The sequence below is a fragment of the Actinomadura chokoriensis genome (assembly GCF_039529475.1).
Lineage (GTDB): Bacteria > Actinomycetota > Actinomycetes > Streptosporangiales > Streptosporangiaceae > Spirillospora > Spirillospora bangladeshensis.
Window position 1 is genome coordinate 179,397 of record NZ_BAAAMW010000014.1, and the last position, 15,847, is coordinate 195,243.

The 15,847-nt window shown below is 74.7% G+C and carries 13 protein-coding genes; 1 reads left to right on the forward strand and 12 read right to left on the reverse strand.

The window, feature by feature from the left end:
* Window positions 1–2 precede the first annotated feature (2 nt).
* The 4 genes from ABFX46_RS27560 to ABFX46_RS27575 all read right to left on the reverse strand — a co-directional run bounded on the left by ABFX46_RS27560 (window position 3) and on the right by ABFX46_RS27575 (window position 3,136).
* The gene (locus tag ABFX46_RS27560) at window positions 3–971 is read right to left on the reverse strand and encodes an ROK family glucokinase (RefSeq protein ID WP_067631426.1); all 969 of its coding nucleotides are present in this window, start codon (window positions 969–971) and stop codon (window positions 3–5) included.
* Window positions 972–1,129: 158 nt separating this feature from the next.
* Window positions 1,130–1,564 carry an SRPBCC family protein gene (locus tag ABFX46_RS27565; RefSeq protein ID WP_346046494.1) on the reverse strand — a complete coding sequence of 145 codons (435 nt, stop codon included), beginning with the start codon at window positions 1,562–1,564 and terminating at the stop codon, window positions 1,130–1,132.
* Between the two features lie 65 nt (window positions 1,565–1,629).
* On the reverse strand, window positions 1,630–2,397 hold the full coding sequence (locus tag ABFX46_RS27570; protein ID WP_346046496.1) for a metallophosphoesterase family protein: 768 nt from the start codon (window positions 2,395–2,397) through the stop codon (window positions 1,630–1,632).
* A 43-nt stretch (window positions 2,398–2,440) separates the two neighbouring features.
* A complete protein-coding gene (locus ABFX46_RS27575) occupies window positions 2,441–3,136 on the reverse strand; it encodes a copper homeostasis protein CutC (RefSeq protein WP_346046498.1) in 696 nt (231 codons plus the stop codon).
* A 238-nt stretch (window positions 3,137–3,374) separates the two neighbouring features.
* Between ABFX46_RS27575 and ABFX46_RS27580 the strand changes: the two genes are divergently transcribed.
* Window positions 3,375–5,177, forward strand: a complete 1,803-nt coding sequence (locus ABFX46_RS27580) for an AMP-dependent synthetase/ligase (RefSeq protein ID WP_346046500.1) — start codon at window positions 3,375–3,377, stop codon at window positions 5,175–5,177.
* A gap of 31 nt (window positions 5,178–5,208) precedes the next feature.
* Here ABFX46_RS27580 and ABFX46_RS27585 read toward each other — a convergent pair whose 3' ends face one another.
* The 8 genes from ABFX46_RS27585 to ABFX46_RS27620 all read right to left on the reverse strand — a co-directional run bounded on the left by ABFX46_RS27585 (window position 5,209) and on the right by ABFX46_RS27620 (window position 15,830).
* Window positions 5,209–5,868, reverse strand: a complete 660-nt coding sequence (locus ABFX46_RS27585; RefSeq protein WP_346046502.1) for an NAD(P)H-binding protein — start codon at window positions 5,866–5,868, stop codon at window positions 5,209–5,211.
* A gap of 124 nt (window positions 5,869–5,992) precedes the next feature.
* Window positions 5,993–7,414: a DUF1996 domain-containing protein gene (locus tag ABFX46_RS27590; protein ID WP_346046504.1), complete on the reverse strand. Its 1,422-nt coding sequence runs from the start codon at window positions 7,412–7,414 to the stop codon at window positions 5,993–5,995.
* A gap of 36 nt (window positions 7,415–7,450) precedes the next feature.
* Window positions 7,451–8,056, reverse strand: coding sequence for a DUF4142 domain-containing protein (locus ABFX46_RS27595; protein ID WP_346046506.1), 606 nt, complete (start codon window positions 8,054–8,056; stop codon window positions 7,451–7,453).
* A 151-nt stretch (window positions 8,057–8,207) separates the two neighbouring features.
* The gene (locus ABFX46_RS27600) at window positions 8,208–9,719 is read right to left on the reverse strand and encodes a ferredoxin (RefSeq protein ID WP_346046507.1); all 1,512 of its coding nucleotides are present in this window, start codon (window positions 9,717–9,719) and stop codon (window positions 8,208–8,210) included.
* Window positions 9,716–10,573, reverse strand: coding sequence for a hypothetical protein (locus ABFX46_RS27605; protein WP_346046509.1), 858 nt, complete (start codon window positions 10,571–10,573; stop codon window positions 9,716–9,718). Before ABFX46_RS27605 ends, ABFX46_RS27600 begins: the two co-directional genes overlap by 4 nt.
* A 50-nt stretch (window positions 10,574–10,623) precedes the next feature.
* Window positions 10,624–12,630 (reverse strand): hypothetical protein, encoded by a 2,007-nt coding sequence (locus ABFX46_RS27610; protein WP_346046511.1) that lies wholly within the window; start codon window positions 12,628–12,630, stop codon window positions 10,624–10,626.
* Between the two features lie 338 nt (window positions 12,631–12,968).
* Window positions 12,969–14,504 carry a penicillin-binding transpeptidase domain-containing protein gene (locus ABFX46_RS27615; protein WP_346046513.1) on the reverse strand — a complete coding sequence of 512 codons (1,536 nt, stop codon included), beginning with the start codon at window positions 14,502–14,504 and terminating at the stop codon, window positions 12,969–12,971.
* A 549-nt stretch (window positions 14,505–15,053) separates the two neighbouring features.
* Entirely contained in the window at window positions 15,054–15,830 is a 777-nt protein-coding gene (locus ABFX46_RS27620; RefSeq protein ID WP_131943162.1) for a hypothetical protein, read from the reverse strand.
* Between the last annotated feature and the right edge of the window lie 17 nt (window positions 15,831–15,847).

The window sequence follows — 15,847 nt, forward strand, 5'->3', positions numbered from 1 at the left end:
GCCTAGACGACCACGTCCTGGAAGGGCCGGACGCGGGCGAGGTCGGCGGCGCCGACGATGCCCGCCGCCGAGCCCAGCTCGGCGATGCGGATGTCGGGCAGCGGGCGGTGGCCGCGTCCGGTCAGCGCGTCCTCGAACGCCGACCGGATCGGGTCGAGGAGCAGGTCCCCGGCGTCCGACAGGCCGCCGCCGATGATGAACGCGCCCGGGTCCAGGATGGCGGACAGGTCGGCGAGGCCCTGGCCCGCCCAGTGCGCGATGGTGCGGAAGCACTCCAGCGCCGCCTTGTCGCCCTCGCGGGCGGCCTGCGACACCTCGGGGCCGCTGATGCCCTCCGGCCGGCCGCCGCCGAGCTCCAGCAGCCGCCCCGCCATCGCGGGCGCCACCCGGGCCAGGTCGCGGGCCTCGTGCACCAGGGCGTTGCCGCTGGCGTACTGCTCCCAGCAGCCGCGGTTGCCGCAGCCGCAGCGGCGCCCGTCCGGGACGACCCGGAAGTGCCCCATCTCGGCGCCGATGCCGAACGCGCCCCGGTAGAGCTCGCCGTTGATGATGATGCCGCCGCCGATGCCGGTGCCGAGCGCCACCAGGACGAGGAAGTTCTCCCCGCGGCCGGCGCCGAACCGGGCCTCGCCCCAGGCGGTCGCGTTGCCGTCGTTCTCCACGACGACCGGCAGCCCGACCAGGCTCTCGACCTTCTCCTTGATCGGCTCGTCCCGCCAGGCGAGGTTCGGCGCGAACAGCACCGTGGCGCGGGCCTCGTCGACGAAGCCCGCGGTGCCGAGGCCGACCGCCGACACCTCGTCGTACTTGCCCTTCAGCAGTTCGACGACCTCGGCGATGGTCTCGGCGGTCTCCTTCGGGTTCGTCGAAGGCGTCGGCCGGCGGACCTTCTCCAGTATCGTCCCGCGGTCGTCGACGACCCCCGCGGCCACCTTGGTGCCGCCCACATCCACGCCGATGGTCAGGGCCATGTAACGCTTCCTCCTCCTCGCGCGCCCCGGCTGGAGCCACTACCCCACTACCCGATACCGGCGGTTTGGCACGGTCCCATGCCCCGCCGCCGCCTCCATCATCCCCCGGCACCGGCGTGCACGGTATCTCCTCTTCGGCCGGCCCCGGGACCGCGCGGTCAGCGCTCCATGTGGCGCTTGAGCCCCTTGAGGGCCGAGTCGATGATCCGCTTCTCGGCCTTGCGCTTCACCATGCCGATGAGCGGGACGCGGACGTCCACGGCGAGCTCGTAGGTCACCTCGGTGGCGCCGTCCCGCTCGGCGAGGGCGTAGGAGCCGTGCAGGCCGGTCACGACGTTGCCCGGCTCCACCAGCGTCCACGTCACCCGGTCGTCGCCCTCCCAGGTGTAGGCGAGGCCGACGGTGTCGCTGAACGGGCCGCCGTCGAAGGTCAGCCTGGCGCGCGCGGCGCGGCCGTCCTCGCCGGTCTCCTGCACGGTGAACCCGCGGATGCCGCTCGCCCACTCCGGGTAGGCCTCCAGGTCGGCGATCACCGCCATGATCTCGGCCTTCCCGGCCTTGACCGTGGTGGACGAACTCGTGCGGTCCGCCATCTGCGTCTCCCTCCGGCTCCTCGGGCCCGCGCGCGGGCCCGCTGTCGTACCGACGACGGTATCCGTCACACCGTGAGGACGTACGGAACGCCGCGGGCGCGGAAGTGGCCGACGTTGACGCATTCGGTGCGGCCGATCCGGGTGCGGCCCGCGAGCGGCTGGTGGACGTGCCCGAACAGCGCGTACCTCGGCTGCGTCCGGCGGATCGCCTCCAGGAGCGCCTCGCTGCCCCGCTCGAACCGGCGCGCCACCGTGTCGTACAGCAGGTCGGGGACGGCGGGCGGGATGTGCGAGCACAGCACGTCGACCTCGCCGACGGCCTCGACCTTGGCGGCGAAGGTCTCCTCGTCCAGCTCGTAGGGGGTGCGGTACTCGGTGCGGAGGCCGCCGCCGACGAACCCGAACCGCAGGCCGCCGATCTCGGCGGTCTCCCCGTCCAGGACGCGGTGGCCGTCGCGCAGGTGCGGGCCCCACATGCGCGGCACGTCGACGTTCCCGTACGTCAGGTACGCCGGGGACGGCATGGCCGCGAACAGCTCGGCGTACTGCCGGTCGACGGCGCGCTCGATGTGCGGCCACGCGTCGCCCTCCAGCGACGCCCACAGGCCGCGGGAGAACGCGCGCGCGTCGTCGAAGCGCTTCTCGGTCCGCAGCGCGATGAAGCGGTCGGCGTTCTCCTGGCCGAACAGGTCGGCGAAGATCCCCTGCCCGTGGTCCTGGTAGTCGATGAACAGGATCAGGTCGCCCAGGCAGACGAGGGCGTCGGCGCCGACGGCGGCGCTGCGCAGCGCGTCCGCGCGGCCATGGACGTCGCTCACCACGTGGATCCGCATGAACCGACTGTAATAGTGCGGACCGCCCGCAAGAGCGGGCGGGTCAGCCGGCGGCCGCGGACACCAGCGAGCGCCACTCGCGCACGAGCGCCGGGTCGACGGGGGCGTCCCAGGCGCCGTCCGGGCGGACGGCGGCGCCCACGTGGAAGGCGGTGACGCCGGCGGCGGCGAGGACCGCGACGTGCTTGCGGCGCAGCCCGCCCCCCGCCATGATCATCCCGGCCGCGTCCGGGTCCTCGGTGGCGCGCCGGACCAGCACGTCCACGCCCGCGTCGACGCCGCGCGCCGACCCGGCGGTGAGGACGGTGTCGAGCCCGCCGCCGAGGTGCCGGACCGTGCGCCACGCCTGGACGGGTTCGGCGGCGTGGTCGAGCGCGCGGTGGAACGTCCAGGGCAGCGGGGCTGCGACGGCGGCGAGCTTGCCGGTGGCGGCGGCGTCGATCTGGCCGGCGGAGTCGAGGAAGCCGAGCACGAACCCGTCCGCGCCCGCGGCGGCGAGGTCGGCGGCGGCGCGGCGGAGCCGGTCCAGCTCGGCTCCGGTGGTGCGGAAGCCGGCGTTGGCGCGCAGCATCACCCGCATCGGCAGCGTCGCGGCGGCCCTGATCGCGGCGACCAGGTCGGGGTCGGGGGTGAGCCCGTCGGCGGCCATGTCGGCGACGACCTCGATCCGGTCGGCGCCGCCGTCCTGCGCCGCCCGCGCGTCGTCCGCGGTCAGCGCGATCACTTCGAGCAGCGACATGGCCATCCCCCGAACCGTTCCCGTTGTGCGACCGGGTCAAGAGTAGGCGACGCGCGGCCGCCGCCACGGGACGGCGGGCGGTCTTTGCCGTGCCGTTAACCCGGGCGCCGAACGGCCCGCGCGACGGGCGGGCACGGCCAGGTGACGGGCGAAATCCCTACTCATGGGTATCATTCGTGTGCGGAGAAGCCTCCGCAGACTTCCCGCCGATCTGGAAGACCGACTACAGGAGTGGGCCGTGCGCGAGTTCAGCGTCCCCGCGATGGTGGAGGTCCCCGACTCCGCCAATCTGACCGACGCCCCCTTCACCAGGGCGGCCGAGGAGCCCGGCGCGATCGTCGCGCGCCGCCGGACCGGCGCGGGCGAGGGGAGCGCGTGGAGCGCGGTCACCGCCTCCGAGTTCGCGGCCGAGATCACCGCGGCCGCCAAGGGCCTGGCAGCGGCGGGGATCGAGGCCGGCGACCGGGTGTGCCTGCTGTCGCGGACGCGCTACGAGTGGACCGTCCTCGACTACGCGATCTGGACGGCCGGCGCCGTCTCCGTCCCCATCTACGAGACCTCGTCCGCCGAGCAGATCGAGTGGATCGTCGGCGACTCCGGCGCCAAGGCCGTGTTCGCCGAGACCGCCGAGCACGAGGCGCGACTCGCGGAGGTCCGCGGCGCGCTGCCGGGCCTCGCGCACGTGTGGGGCATCGACGCGGGCGGCGTGGACGAGGTCGTCCGGCTCGGCGCGGACGTCGGCGACGACGTGATCGAGGAGCGCCGCCGGTCCCGCACGGCCGCCGACGTCGCCACGCTCGTCTACACCTCCGGCACGACCGGGCGCCCCAAGGGCTGCGAGATCACCCACGGGAACCTCGTGTCGACCGCCCGCAACGCCGTGCAGGGCGCGATCGCCGAGGTCGCCGTGGAGGGCAGCTCCACGCTGCTGTTCCTGCCGCTCGCGCACGTGTTCGCGCGGCTGATCGAGGTCGCGACGATCGAGGGCGGCATCGTCCTCGGGCACAGCGACATCCCGAGCCTGCTGCCCGACCTCGCCTCGTTCCGGCCGACGTTCCTGCTCGCCGTCCCGCGCGTGTTCGAGAAGGTCTACAACGGCGCCGAGCAGAAGGCCGCGGCGGACGGCAAGGGCAAGGTCTTCAAGGCGGCGGCCGAGACCGCCGTCGCCTACAGCCGCGCGCTCGACGCGGGCGGCCCCGGGCTCGGGCTCAGGGCCAAGCACAAGGTCTTCGACGTCCTGGTGTACGGGAAGCTGCGCGCCGCCGTCGGCGGCAGGGTGCAGTACGCGGTGTCCGGCGGCGCCGCGCTCGGCGAGCGCCTCGGGCACTTCTTCCGCGGCGTCGGCATCACGATCCTGGAGGGCTACGGGCTCACCGAGACGACCGCGCCCGCCAGCGTCAACCGCCCCACCGCCATCAAGATCGGCACGGTGGGCCGGCCGATCCCGGGCGTGGACATCCGCATCGCCGAGGACGGCGAGGTCCTCGTCCGCGGCATCAACGTCCTGCGCGGCTACTGGAACAACGAGGCCGCCACCAAGGAGGCGCTGGAGGACGGCTGGTTCCACACCGGCGACCTCGGCTCCCTCGACGAGGACGGCTTCCTGCGGATCACCGGCCGCAAGAAGGAGATCCTCGTCACCGCGGCCGGCAAGAACGTGGCGCCCGCGCCGCTGGAGGACCGGCTGCGCGCGCACCCGCTGATCAGCCAGTGCCTCGTCGTCGGCGACGGCCGCAAGTTCATCAGCGCCCTCGTCACGCTGGACGAGGAGGCGCTCGGCCCGTGGAAGGCCCAGCACGGCAAACCCGCGGCGATGAGCGTGGACGACCTGCGCCGCGACCCCGACGTCATCGCGGAGATCGAGGCCGCGGTCGCCGCCGCCAACACGTCGGTCAGCCACGCCGAGGCGATCAAGAAGTACGTCATCCTCGGCGTCGACTTCACCGAGGAGGCCGGCCACATGACGCCGAGCCTGAAGGTGAAGCGCAACGTCGTGATGAAGGACTTCGCCGACGAGATCGAGTCGCTCTACACCGCGTAGCCGGCGGGGTCTCCCGGGGTCGCCGGGCGGGTCAGCAGAGGGACGCGACGGCGTCCTCGACCGGGGTGCCGCCGTTCAGCAGGTCGAGCGTGCGGCGGCGGACGCCGGGGGCGCCGAGCAGCGCCGCGATGACCGCCGCCACGTCGTCGCGGGTCACCGCGCCGTGCCCGATCGGCGGCTCCTCCAGCCGCACCAGCCCGGTGCCCGGGTCGTCGGTGAGCCGGCCGGGGCGCAGGATCAGCCAGTCGAGGGCGTCGCGGTCGCGCAGGTCGTCCTCGGCCTCGCCCTTGGCCCGGATGTAGGCGTTCCAGACCTCGCCGCGCCCCGGTGCCGTCTTCTCGCCGGCGCCCATCGCGGAGATCTGCACGAAGTCGCGCACGCCGGCGCGCTCGGCGGCGTCCGCCGTCAGCACGGACGCGGCCCGGTCGACGGTGTCCTTGCGGGCGGCGCCGCTGCCGGGGCCCGCGCCGGCGGCGAACACGACGGCGTCCGCGCCCGCCAGGTGGCCCGCGACCTCGGCCGTGCCCGCGGCCTCCAGGTCGCACACGACCGGCTCGGCGCCGGCGTCCCGGACGTCGGCGGCGTGGCCGGGGTTGCGGATGATGCCGCGTACGGTGTCCCCCCGTGCGGCCAGCAGCCGGGCCAGCCGCAGCGCGATCTGCCCGTGCCCGCCCGCGATCACGATGTCCATACCGCGATCGTAGGCCGCCGGGGCGCCGGACGCGCGCGGACGCGGCCGGTGAGGTCCGCCCTCACCGGCCGCGTTTGCGGAGTGCGCCCCGGCCGCCCGGACCCGTCCGGGCGCGGGGACGGGGTCAGCGGCGCCTGCCGGTCGTGCGCGCGCCCTTGTTGATGGCCGTGACGGCCTGCTGCATCAGCTGCTCGCCCATCACGTTGATGAAGTCGCCGTGGTCGGTCACCGGGTCGTGGCCCGACTCGGGGAAGCTGTCCAGCGCGAACGCGAGGGGCTTCGCGGGCACGTCGTAGGCCAGCGTCATCCGCAGTTGCGGGATGGCCTTGAACCCCTGCGGGCAGGCGCCCGTCCGCGCGTCGGCGAACGCGACGTGGTCGCGGTGGTTGGCGCTGTCGGTGTTCTGGCCGTCCCAGCAGCCGGGGAAGTTCAGCACGCGCTCCACCTTGCTGCCGGAGGGGCAGAGGGGGTACTTGTCGGTGAACGCCCGGTTCTCGAAGCCGCTGCACGTCCACGACGCGTGGGCGTTCTTCAGGCCGTTCGTCACGGCCTTGGCGTCACCGGTCGCGATCCGGATGAACTGCGGCGCCGCGGTCACCTTGCTGCGCGGGTTGCCGAGGAACTGGAGCTTCACGCTGGACGGGGTGACGATGCTGCCGACGTTGCCGTCCGCGGTGCTCTGCTCGGCCCGGTCGGAGGTGTCCTGGCCGTCGCGGAGCCGGATCACCGGCCAGAAGTAGGCCGACTTGTCGCCGTTGGTGCAGGTCGTCCCCGCCGCGGCGAACGTCTCGTCGGTGGAGAAGGCGTTCGTGTCGAGGTTGCCGACGTAGTCGTGGATGTGGTGCGCGCCGTTCACGACGCCGGGCGCCGCGAGCACGTTGTCGGGGTTGCTGTGCGCCTGGCCCTCGTTCACGCCGCACTCGGACGCGAACACGCCGGTGGACGCCTGCCGGGTGCGGCGCGGCTGCCGGACGCGGGGCGCCTTGCGGATGTCGACGAACTGGTCGGCGCGCAGTTCCGGGTTGGGCGGCGGCTGGTTGCCCTGGTCGCCGTTCTGACCGCCATTGCCCTGGTCGCCGTTCTGACCGCCGTTCCCCTGGTCTCCGTTCTGGCCGTCGTTCATCTGACCGCCGTCGTTCATCTGGCCGCCGTCGCCCATCTGACCGCCGTCATTCATCTGACCGCCGTCGCCCATCTGGCCGTCGTTCTGCTGGCCGCCGCCCGTGCCGTCGGTCGGCTGGGCGGTGGGCTCGGCGGTGGGCTCGGCGGTGGGCTGCGCGGGGGGCTGCGCGGTCGGCTGGCCGTAGTTCTGGCCGCCGTTCTGCTGCACGCCGCCGTTGTTCTGCTGCCCCCCGCCCTGGAGGTTGGGAATTCCGGAGCCGGCGTTGCCGTCGGCCGGCTGTCCCGGATAGGCGGCGGGACTGGCGGTCTTGACCGGCTGCGGGCCGCCCGGCTGCGCCACGGCGCCGGGGGTCTCCTGGCAGGCCGTCGCGGCGAGGGCGAGCGCCGGGATCAGCACGGCGAAGGCTTTCTTCTTTCGTCCCATGGAAGAGTGCTCCCTTTGCGGGGTGGGATGTGTGGGTCAGTGCAGCGCGCGCCGGGGAACCAGCCCGGTGCTCTCCAGCAGCGAGATATGCGTGTTCACGAATTTCATTCCGCTCTCGATGAACGTCCGCATCACGGTGTTCTCGGTCTGCGCGCGGGCCTTGGCGAGGAGCTGGAACACCTGCCCGTGCGCGGCGCGGAGCCTCAGCACGAAGGTCTTGTCGTAATCGGCGCCGAACTTGCCCGACATTTCTCTCAGCCAGCTCTTCTGCGACCCGTTGGGCTCGACGGGGAGGAGTACGCCCAGCTGCTGCGCGACGGCGCGGGTGGCGGCGTCCAGCTGCAGGTGCTGGGACGCGATGATCCCGGCGACCTCGCGCACCCGGGGGGACGCGGCGCGCTGCTGGGCCTGCTGGCCCGCGGGCATCTCCCACAGGTTGGCCTGCCTGACCTTGACGAGCACCGTCCTGTCCAGGGCGCTCAGCCGTCCCCACTTGGTGTTCACGGTGCCGCCGAGGCCGGCCGCGCCGCTGGCGGGGACGCCGACCGGATTCATGAAGACCACGAATGCGGCCGCCCCGGCGGCGACGACCGTCAGAATCAGGAGGAGACGCCCTCTGACCGGGCGCGGGATTCTGCGCATTCCAGCCATTCCGTATGCCTTCCCCATGATCACCTTCCTCCTCTCAGGATCGTTTCGACGGACGCGACGCGGGTCTGGCCGTCAATACGCACCGCGTTGGTTCGGGGGTTCAACCATGTCCACTTTTCGTCATTTCTTCTGCGCCCGCGCCTCACCGGCGCGACGGCGCTCCATGGACGCCGTCGACGACGCGAAGCGCCAATGCGGGGCACATCGCGACCGCCTTCTGCACGTCCTTCTCCATCCACGCGGGGATCTCGGTGCCGAGCACCACGGGGAAGCCGTAGCGGTCGAGCTGGATCAGCTCGGGGACGAGGTAGGCGCACAGGCCGTGCCCGTCGCAGCGGCTCCAGTCGATCGCTATCCGCCCCTCCGAGCCGTCCGGCACCGGGAGCGGCAGCACGCCGTAGGTCGACAGGCCGCAGCCGCCGCCCCACCGGTGCGCGTCGATGTCGGCGCCGAACGCCTCCATCGCCGACACCACGAACTTGGCGGTCCCGTCCGGGTGGGTGCAGGCGCCGCGGCCCCGACCCACGGCGGCGGCGCGGCGGACGTCCTCGACCGTCCCGGCGCCCTCGGTGAGCGCGTTCAGCGACCGGACGACGTCGGGCAGCCCGAGCCGGCACGGCCCGCACTGCCCGGACGACTGCGCCGCCATGTAGGAGGCGATCCGGGTGACCTCGCCGAGCGGGCAGGTGCCCTGCGTGAGCGGCAGGATGATGCCGGCGCCGACCGTCCCGCCGACGCGCCGCATCCCGGCGCGCGACAGCACGGCCCGCGCCACCGCGGCCGGGTCGAGCCACATGCCGTGGTACCCGCCGACGAGCACGCCCGGCGACGGCGGCACCTGGCAGTGGTCGAGGACGGCCTGCAGCGGCGTCCCGTACGGCGCCTCCACGACCTGGGTGCCGCCGACCGTGAGCAGCGTGGTGCCGGGCTCGTCCTCCGTCCCGGCCGAGGCGTACAGGTCGGGGCCGAGCGACACCAGCACCGCGAGCTGCGCGAACGTCTCGGTGTTGGACAGCAGCGTCGGGAAGCCGTCCACCCCGGAGTCGGACGCGCGGACCTTCACGCCCGGCGGGATCGGCGTCTCCCCGTTGATCGCGCGGATCACCGCGCCGCTCTCCCCGGAGATGAACCGCTCGGTCAGCCGGACGACGCGGGCCGGCATCCGCCGCTCGCTGATCGCGGCGCGGACCGAGCGGGCCGCCTCGTCGTCCTCGACGGCCACCACGATCCGCTGCGTGCCGAGCGCGGACGCGGCGATCTGCGCGCCGTCCAGGACGAGGTGCGGGGCGCGGCAGAGCAGCACCTTGTCCTTGGAGCTGCCCGGCTCGCCCTCCGCGCCGTTCACGACCACGACGACGTTCTCGCTGGAGCCGCGCTCGTCGGCCCGCTCGCCGGGCAGCAGCGCGGTCTGGTCGGCGGTCGGGTGCTTGATCCGCGCCGCGACCGCCATCAGCTTGCGGGCGAACGGGAAGCCGGCCCCGCCGCGCCCCCGCATGTCGACCTGCTCGGCCATGCGGACGAGGTCGTCCAGCCCCGGCGCGCGGAGCTTGCCGTGCACCGCCAGGTGCCGGTCGATGTCGAGCCGGTCGAACCGGTCGAACCCGAGCGTCAGGCGGGGGCCGCCGATGCCCGAGACGGTGACGGTCGACGTCATCGCATGACCTCGGTGTCACGTCCCTGCCCGGTGACCGGCAGGCCGCGCGGGTCGGAGACGGTGCGGCGCGGGTCGTCGTAGGCGTCGTCGTAGCCGTGCCGGTCGCCGAACCCGCGGCCGGCGGCGTCGCGGGCGGCCGCGGCGGCGCGGCCCTCCTCGTGCTCGCGCTCGGCCATCTGGCGCCGGTAGCGGGCGCGCCCGGCGCCGTCCGGCAGCGTGAACGCGTCGACCTCGTCGCCGGCGCGGGGCACGTCCCGCGGCTTGATCACCACGATCATGCGGGTGACGAGGGCCAGCACGACGAGCACCACGCTCATCACGTAGCTGAGCACCACCCAGTTCGCGGCGGCGCGGCCGGTGATGAGGCCGTGCACGATCGCCATCGGCCAGGCGATGTAGGCGAGCACGTGCATGGACCGCCACATCCAGGTCTTGCCGCGCCCCGCGAACCGCGCCCGCACCATCCCGGTGACCAGGACGAGCACCATCAACTCCGCCGCGATGGTGCCGAGCCCGACGGCGCCGCCGTCCGGGACGACGATGTTGAGCGGCTGCGCGAGCCCGTTCATCACCTTCACCGAGACGTGCGCGGCCAGCATCGCCGTCGCCACCACGGCGGCGGCGCGGTGCACCGCCTGCGCGAGCACCCGGTGCCGGATCTTCAGGATCAGCCGCTCGGTGGCGAGCAGCCCGCACATCACGGCGGTGGTGTAGGAGACGAGCGCGAAGACGCCCGCGTAGAAGTTGAGGAAGTACTGCACGTTCGCGACCGCGACCGCTCCCGGCGGGGTCGCCGCGCCGACGAGCACCAGCACCGCGCCGGCGAGCACGACGCGCAGTACCCAGGCGGGCACCGCGGGATCATCACTGCTGCGAGTTCGCACCGTTCGGACTCCTCTTCTTCCTAGGTTGCGGCCGGCGCCGGAGCGGCGGCCGTTCCCGCGCCGTCCGCCGGCGAGGGGCTGGGAGACGGTGACGGCGGAGCAGGTTCCTCGTCCGCCGCGGGGACCGGGCCGAGGTTGGCCATCAGGCCCCCGGGAAGCACTTGGAGGGCGCCGCGCTCGGCGAACCCGAGCAGCGGCTTGGCGCGCTCGCGGAACGTCCAGCCGCCGATCTCGGCGCCGTCCAGCGGGACCGCCCCGCCGCCGCCGCGCAGCGCGAACCCGACCTCCGCGCGGGGCGCCGCGGCGCCGCCGCAGGGCCGGGTGGTGCCGGTGCGGCCGATCGCGTCGCCCTGCTCGACGACGCTGCCGTCGCGCAGCTGCGGCACGCTCCGCAGCCCGTAGTAGGTCGTGGCGAGGCCGCTCGGGTGGATCAGCATGACCAGCGCGTTGCCGGAGGCGTTGCCGCAGAACCGGTAGAGGCGGCCGGTGCCGGACGCGAGGACGCGGCCGTCGCCGCCGGAGAACGCCAGCGAGCCGAGGGGGCGCGGGGACGTCGCGCCGTCCGAGGTCGTCATCGCCCAGACCTGGCCGATCTTCCACGGCAGCATCAGCCGGTCGCCGGCCCGCGTCCCGTTGACGAGGGCGGCGGCCTGGGCGGCGGTGACCGACCCGTACTTGCGCAGCAGCCGCATCTCCGACGCCGACATGACGGCCGCGGGCACGTCGGCGAGCAGGGCGGCGAACGCCCTGCCGCCCGACAGCCCGACCTGCCACTCCTCGCCGGTCCAGTGGGCGGCGTAGAACGCGACCTCCGGGTTGGCGGTGCTGGACGCCGGGACGGGGATCGCGGACGTGCCGAACACCCACGTCCGGTCGGCGCTCGTGCGGGTCGCGCCGACGATGGGCGGCTGCGTCGGCGCGGCGCCGTAGGCCTGCCGGGCGGCGGCGCCGCGCTCGTCCAGCGTCAGCTTCCGCACCTGCGCGGCGAGCACCCGCAGGCTCGGTCCGTTCTCGGTGGCGCCCGGACCGCCGCCGGCCGCGGGCTGCTGCGCGCCCGGCCGCTGGGGCTGCGCCGGCGTGCCCGTGCCCGGCTTCGGCGGCTGGATCGCGCGCTCCGAGCCGACCGGCCCGCCGGTCCCGCCGAGGGGTCCGCCGTCCAGCAGCGCCCGCTCGGCGATGCCCAGCAGGGACAGCCCGACCGCCGTGGACAGCACGATCGCGCCGATGCTCATCTTGTCGGTGGGCCGCCGCCCGCGGCGCGGCGTCGCCTTCGGCCCCGGACGCGGCGGCGCCTGGTGCCGGGACACCGCCCGGCTCGGCCGCCGGCTCTCCGACCGCCGGCCGGCCCGCGCCCGCTCCGGCCGCCGCCCCCGCGCGAGCCCTTCCGCACGCGCATCGAACCGCGCCGCCCGCGCAGTGCGCGCGTCGAACTCCCGCGTGCGGGCATCGGACTCCACCGTCCGCGCATCGAACTCACTCGTCCGCGCATCCGCCTCCCCCCTGCGCCCATCGAACCGACTAGCGCGCGCGTCCGGCTGGCCTGGGCGGGCGGTTCGTTGGGTCGGGCGGGGGGTGGTGGGGGGTGTCGTGGGCAGGTCGGAGCGCGTCGCGCGGGAGTCGGACGGCGGCGGGGTGCGGGTGTCCGTGCGCTCGTCCGTGCGGCCGGTGCGGCGGTTGCGGGCCTCGAACGGGTCCTCCCGTCCCGAGCCCCGGTTCCGCACGGCGAACGGGTCGCCGCGGCCCTTGCGCCGCTTGGCGGGCGGCGGCTCCTGCGGCTCCTTCCGCGCGCGGGCCCTGCCCTCGTGCCGCTTCATCTCGCGCCGGCTCGGCTCCCGCCGGGACGACTTGCGCCCGCGCTCGGACCAGTCCGGCTGCTCCGACCACCAGGACCCCTCGGGCCACTGGGGCTCCTCGGACCAGTTCCCCTGACCGGAGGCCGGTCTCGATGAGGGGCGCGCGGGCGTCTCCGCCCACGACGAAACATGCGTGTTGCTCCGGGACGCATGCCCGTTATCGCGTCGCGCCATGCCCTCTCCTGTGGAGGAGACGGAGGGCTCGGCGAACGCCGGTGGTTCCGTGCCGCCGGGCACGTCGCCCGGCGGCGGTTCCGCTGAGACATCACGGGTCCGCGGTGTCGGAGCCCGCTCGCTCCCACCGCGTTCCCCGAACGGATTCTCGGCGAACCCGCTCGATCACTCCGGGAGCATACGCCCCACGGGCCACTCTGGCGCGAATCGGCGCCAAAAAACCGGAGAAGCCTTATCCCGCCGGGCGTTGTGCTCACCGAAGCAGTACGCGGGAAAGCCGCGACATGTTCACCTGCCCGGCGATGTACTCCAGCACGCCGGCGCCCTTGCGCCGGCCGTCAGTCCGCGGCCTTCAGGAAGCGGGCGGCCAGCGGCGCGGCCACTTTCGGACCCGATCCCCCGGCGTGGACGAAGACCGCGAACGCGACGTCGTGCCGGTAGCCGATGAACCACGCGTGCGTCCCGCCGGCGGACTCGGCGGTGCCGGTCTTGCCCGCGGTCCCGTCCGGCAGCCCCGCGCCCGCCGCGGTGCCCTCGGTGACGACGGCCCGCATCATCGTGCGCAGCGCGGGCGCCCCGGGCACCGGGCTCGGGTCCGGCGTCCGGCCACCGCCCTCGCGGACCACCTTCTCCGGCACCAGCCGCGGCGAGCGCCACGAGCCATCCGCCACCGCCGCGGCGACCGAGGCCATCAGCAGCGGGCTCGCCTGGACGCGGCCCTGCCCGATCCCGTCCTCGGCCAGTTCCGCACCGCTCTCCGGGCTGGGGACGCTCCCGTCGGCCGCGTCCAGGCCCGGGGTCAGCGTGGCGCCGAACCCGAACCGGCGCGCGCCCGCCAGCAGCTTCGCCGCGCCGAGCCGCTCCACCGCCAGCCGCGCGAACGTGGTGTTGCAGGACGCGGCGAACGCGCCGCGCAGCGTCGTCCGCCCGAGCGCGTGGTCCTCGTCGTTGCGGATGGTGCGCTGCGCGGTCACCACCGACGCCGGGCAGTCGGCGCCGGTCCCCGCGCCCGCGCCGTCCGCGATCAGCGCGCCGGCGGTGACCACCTTGAACGTCGAGCCCGGCGGGTAGAGGCCGGTGAACGCGCCGCGGGCGCCGAGGCCGTCCGCCACCGCGAGGACCTCCCCGCTGGACGGCCGGACGGCGACGATCGCGGCCTGGCCGGGGGCGGAGCCGACCGCCGTCTCCGCGGCCGCCTGCAGCCGCCGGTCCAGCGTCGTCCGGATCGTGCGGCCCTTCGTCCCGCCGAACAGCTTCACCCGCTGCGGCGGCCCGCCGCCGTCCCGCAGCACGACCGCCCACCGGACCTGCTCGGAGTCGGCGTCGAGCCGGTCGACGATCCCGGCGAGGTAGGGCGCGAGCAGGCCGTCCTCGTCGAGCGCCTTCCCGTCCCGCGCGACGAGCCGCACCGCGGGGGTGCGGACCTGCCCCAGCGTCCACCGCCCCGACCCCTTCAGCCCGGGATACAGCGTCGCGGGCGTCCACAGCACCCGCCACCGCCCGCCGGCGCGCCCGAGCCGGAGCACCGACGCGAACGACCATTCGCCGTGCCCTGCCAGCGAGCGGGTGACGGTGAAGTCGGCGCGCGCCGCGTCGTCCCCGGACCGGACGACGGGCCGCGGCTCCAGCCGGACGGTGCCGACCTGCAGCCCGCGCGACAGCGCCCGGTGCTGCGCGGCGAAATCGGCCGGCGGGTCGGCGACGAGCTCCCGCATCTCCTCCAGGTCGCCCCGGGACCAGGCCTGGAAGTAGCTCGCGGCGACCTCCTCCGCGCTCTTGCTCCGGGCGCGCCGCAGCGCCCACCCCGCGGCGAGTCCGCCGACGAGCACCACCGCCAGAACGGCGGCCAGAACCGCCAAGCCGCGAGACCGCATGCACCCTCCCACCCGCCCGACGCTTGATCATCCCAGTGTCCGGTCGCGCCGTACATGCGGTGGACGGCCGTCTTCGTGGCCGGAACTGGAAGGCGGCTTAGCGACGGCTGATCCGCTCCTTAAACGCGCTTTAACCGCATGGACCCGCGGTCCCGGGGCGTCCTAGCGTCGTGGACGTCAGCGACCGCGGACGCGAGCGGCAGGAGGTGGCCCCGATGAAACGATCACCGCGACACGGGATCGGCCCGGGGGCCGCCGCCCGGCCGCCGGCGCCCGCGGCCGGGCACCGCCGAGGTCCGAGCCGCGCGGTGCCGGATGACCGGGGTCGTGCCCCGCGCTCCCGTCCACGCGGACCCGATCCGGCCGGACCGGCCCACCCACCCCGCGCGCCCCACCTCCAGGTTCTCCCCCCGAGGGCGCCGGGCCGGCCGAGGCCGATCACACCCACCCCCTCGGCAGGGGCGGCCCGCGCGGAACCGGTCTCCGGGCCGGGGCACGACTCCCCGCAAGCAGGGGGACCCCGCCTACGGCGCGGGGGCGGGGTCCTCTTTACGTGGTCCAGGGGAGGCGGAGGGCTTCCAATGACGGGTCGGTGAGGACGGCCTCGATCAGAGGTGTCGGGCCCACGACCTTCGTGCCCCACAGGTCCCAGTCGCAGTAGACGACCCAGGAGCGGTCCTCGGGCCACAGGTCGGACGGGCAGCTGCCCAGGCCGGGGTGGTCGTAGAGGGCGCCCGCGTCGCCGAGGCGGCCCGCGAGGACGGTGTCGTCGTCCCAGTCGGCGGTGACCAGCGGGCAGTAGTAGGCCAGGCAGCGGGTGCCCGCGCCGGACGGGCTGTGCCGCAGCAGCAGGCCGATCAGCCGGTACCAGCTCTCCCGGTCCAGGCAGCCCTCCGCGGGCGGCCGGACCGCCGCCGACCAGCTCCCCGCCGGATGCCCCTGGCGCAGGCAGCGGCTGCCCGGCAGGGCGCCGTCGGGGACGACCGGCTCACCGAAGCCGCGCGCCAGCTCCCGCCAGCGCAGCCGCCGCCACCCGGCGCCCGGGTCGCCGCTGCGGCCGATGTCGACGCCGGTGACGATCGCGCCCTCCAGCAGGTCGCCCACATCGGGCTGGGAGGTGAGGCCCGCCGCCGTCACCGACTGGTGGACATCGTCGTGGGTCGTGGTGACCAGGCCCTCCTCCCACACGTACATCGCGTGCAGGAGCCAGGCGGCGTCGGGGCGGCGCGGCGGCTCGAACCCCGAGTGCCCGTGGCCCGGATCTAGCTCGCGCAGCCACCGGGCGGCCTCCCCCGGAACGCGGGCCCATGCGTCCTCGATGTCCATAGCCGCATCCTGCCATC

Excerpts from the sequence above, each read along its gene's own strand:
- ABFX46_RS27560 (WP_067631426.1), bottom strand. The coding sequence starts at position 971 with ATGGCCCTGACCATCGGCGTGGATGTGGGCGGCACCAAGGTGGCCGCG.
- ABFX46_RS27565 (WP_346046494.1), bottom strand. The coding sequence starts at position 1,564 with ATGGCGGACCGCACGAGTTCGTCCACCACGGTCAAGGCCGGGAAGGCC.
- ABFX46_RS27570 (WP_346046496.1), bottom strand. The coding sequence starts at position 2,397 with ATGCGGATCCACGTGGTGAGCGACGTCCATGGCCGCGCGGACGCGCTG.
- ABFX46_RS27575 (WP_346046498.1), bottom strand. The coding sequence starts at position 3,136 with ATGTCGCTGCTCGAAGTGATCGCGCTGACCGCGGACGACGCGCGGGCG.
- ABFX46_RS27585 (WP_346046502.1), bottom strand. The coding sequence starts at position 5,868 with ATGGACATCGTGATCGCGGGCGGGCACGGGCAGATCGCGCTGCGGCTG.
- ABFX46_RS27590 (WP_346046504.1), bottom strand. The coding sequence starts at position 7,414 with ATGGGACGAAAGAAGAAAGCCTTCGCCGTGCTGATCCCGGCGCTCGCC.
- ABFX46_RS27595 (WP_346046506.1), bottom strand. The coding sequence starts at position 8,056 with ATGCGCAGAATCCCGCGCCCGGTCAGAGGGCGTCTCCTCCTGATTCTG.
- ABFX46_RS27600 (WP_346046507.1), bottom strand. The coding sequence starts at position 9,719 with ATGACGTCGACCGTCACCGTCTCGGGCATCGGCGGCCCCCGCCTGACG.
- ABFX46_RS27610 (WP_346046511.1), bottom strand. The coding sequence starts at position 12,630 with ATGGCGCGACGCGATAACGGGCATGCGTCCCGGAGCAACACGCATGTT.
- ABFX46_RS27615 (WP_346046513.1), bottom strand. The coding sequence starts at position 14,504 with ATGCGGTCTCGCGGCTTGGCGGTTCTGGCCGCCGTTCTGGCGGTGGTG.
- ABFX46_RS27620 (WP_131943162.1), bottom strand. The coding sequence starts at position 15,830 with ATGGACATCGAGGACGCATGGGCCCGCGTTCCGGGGGAGGCCGCCCGG.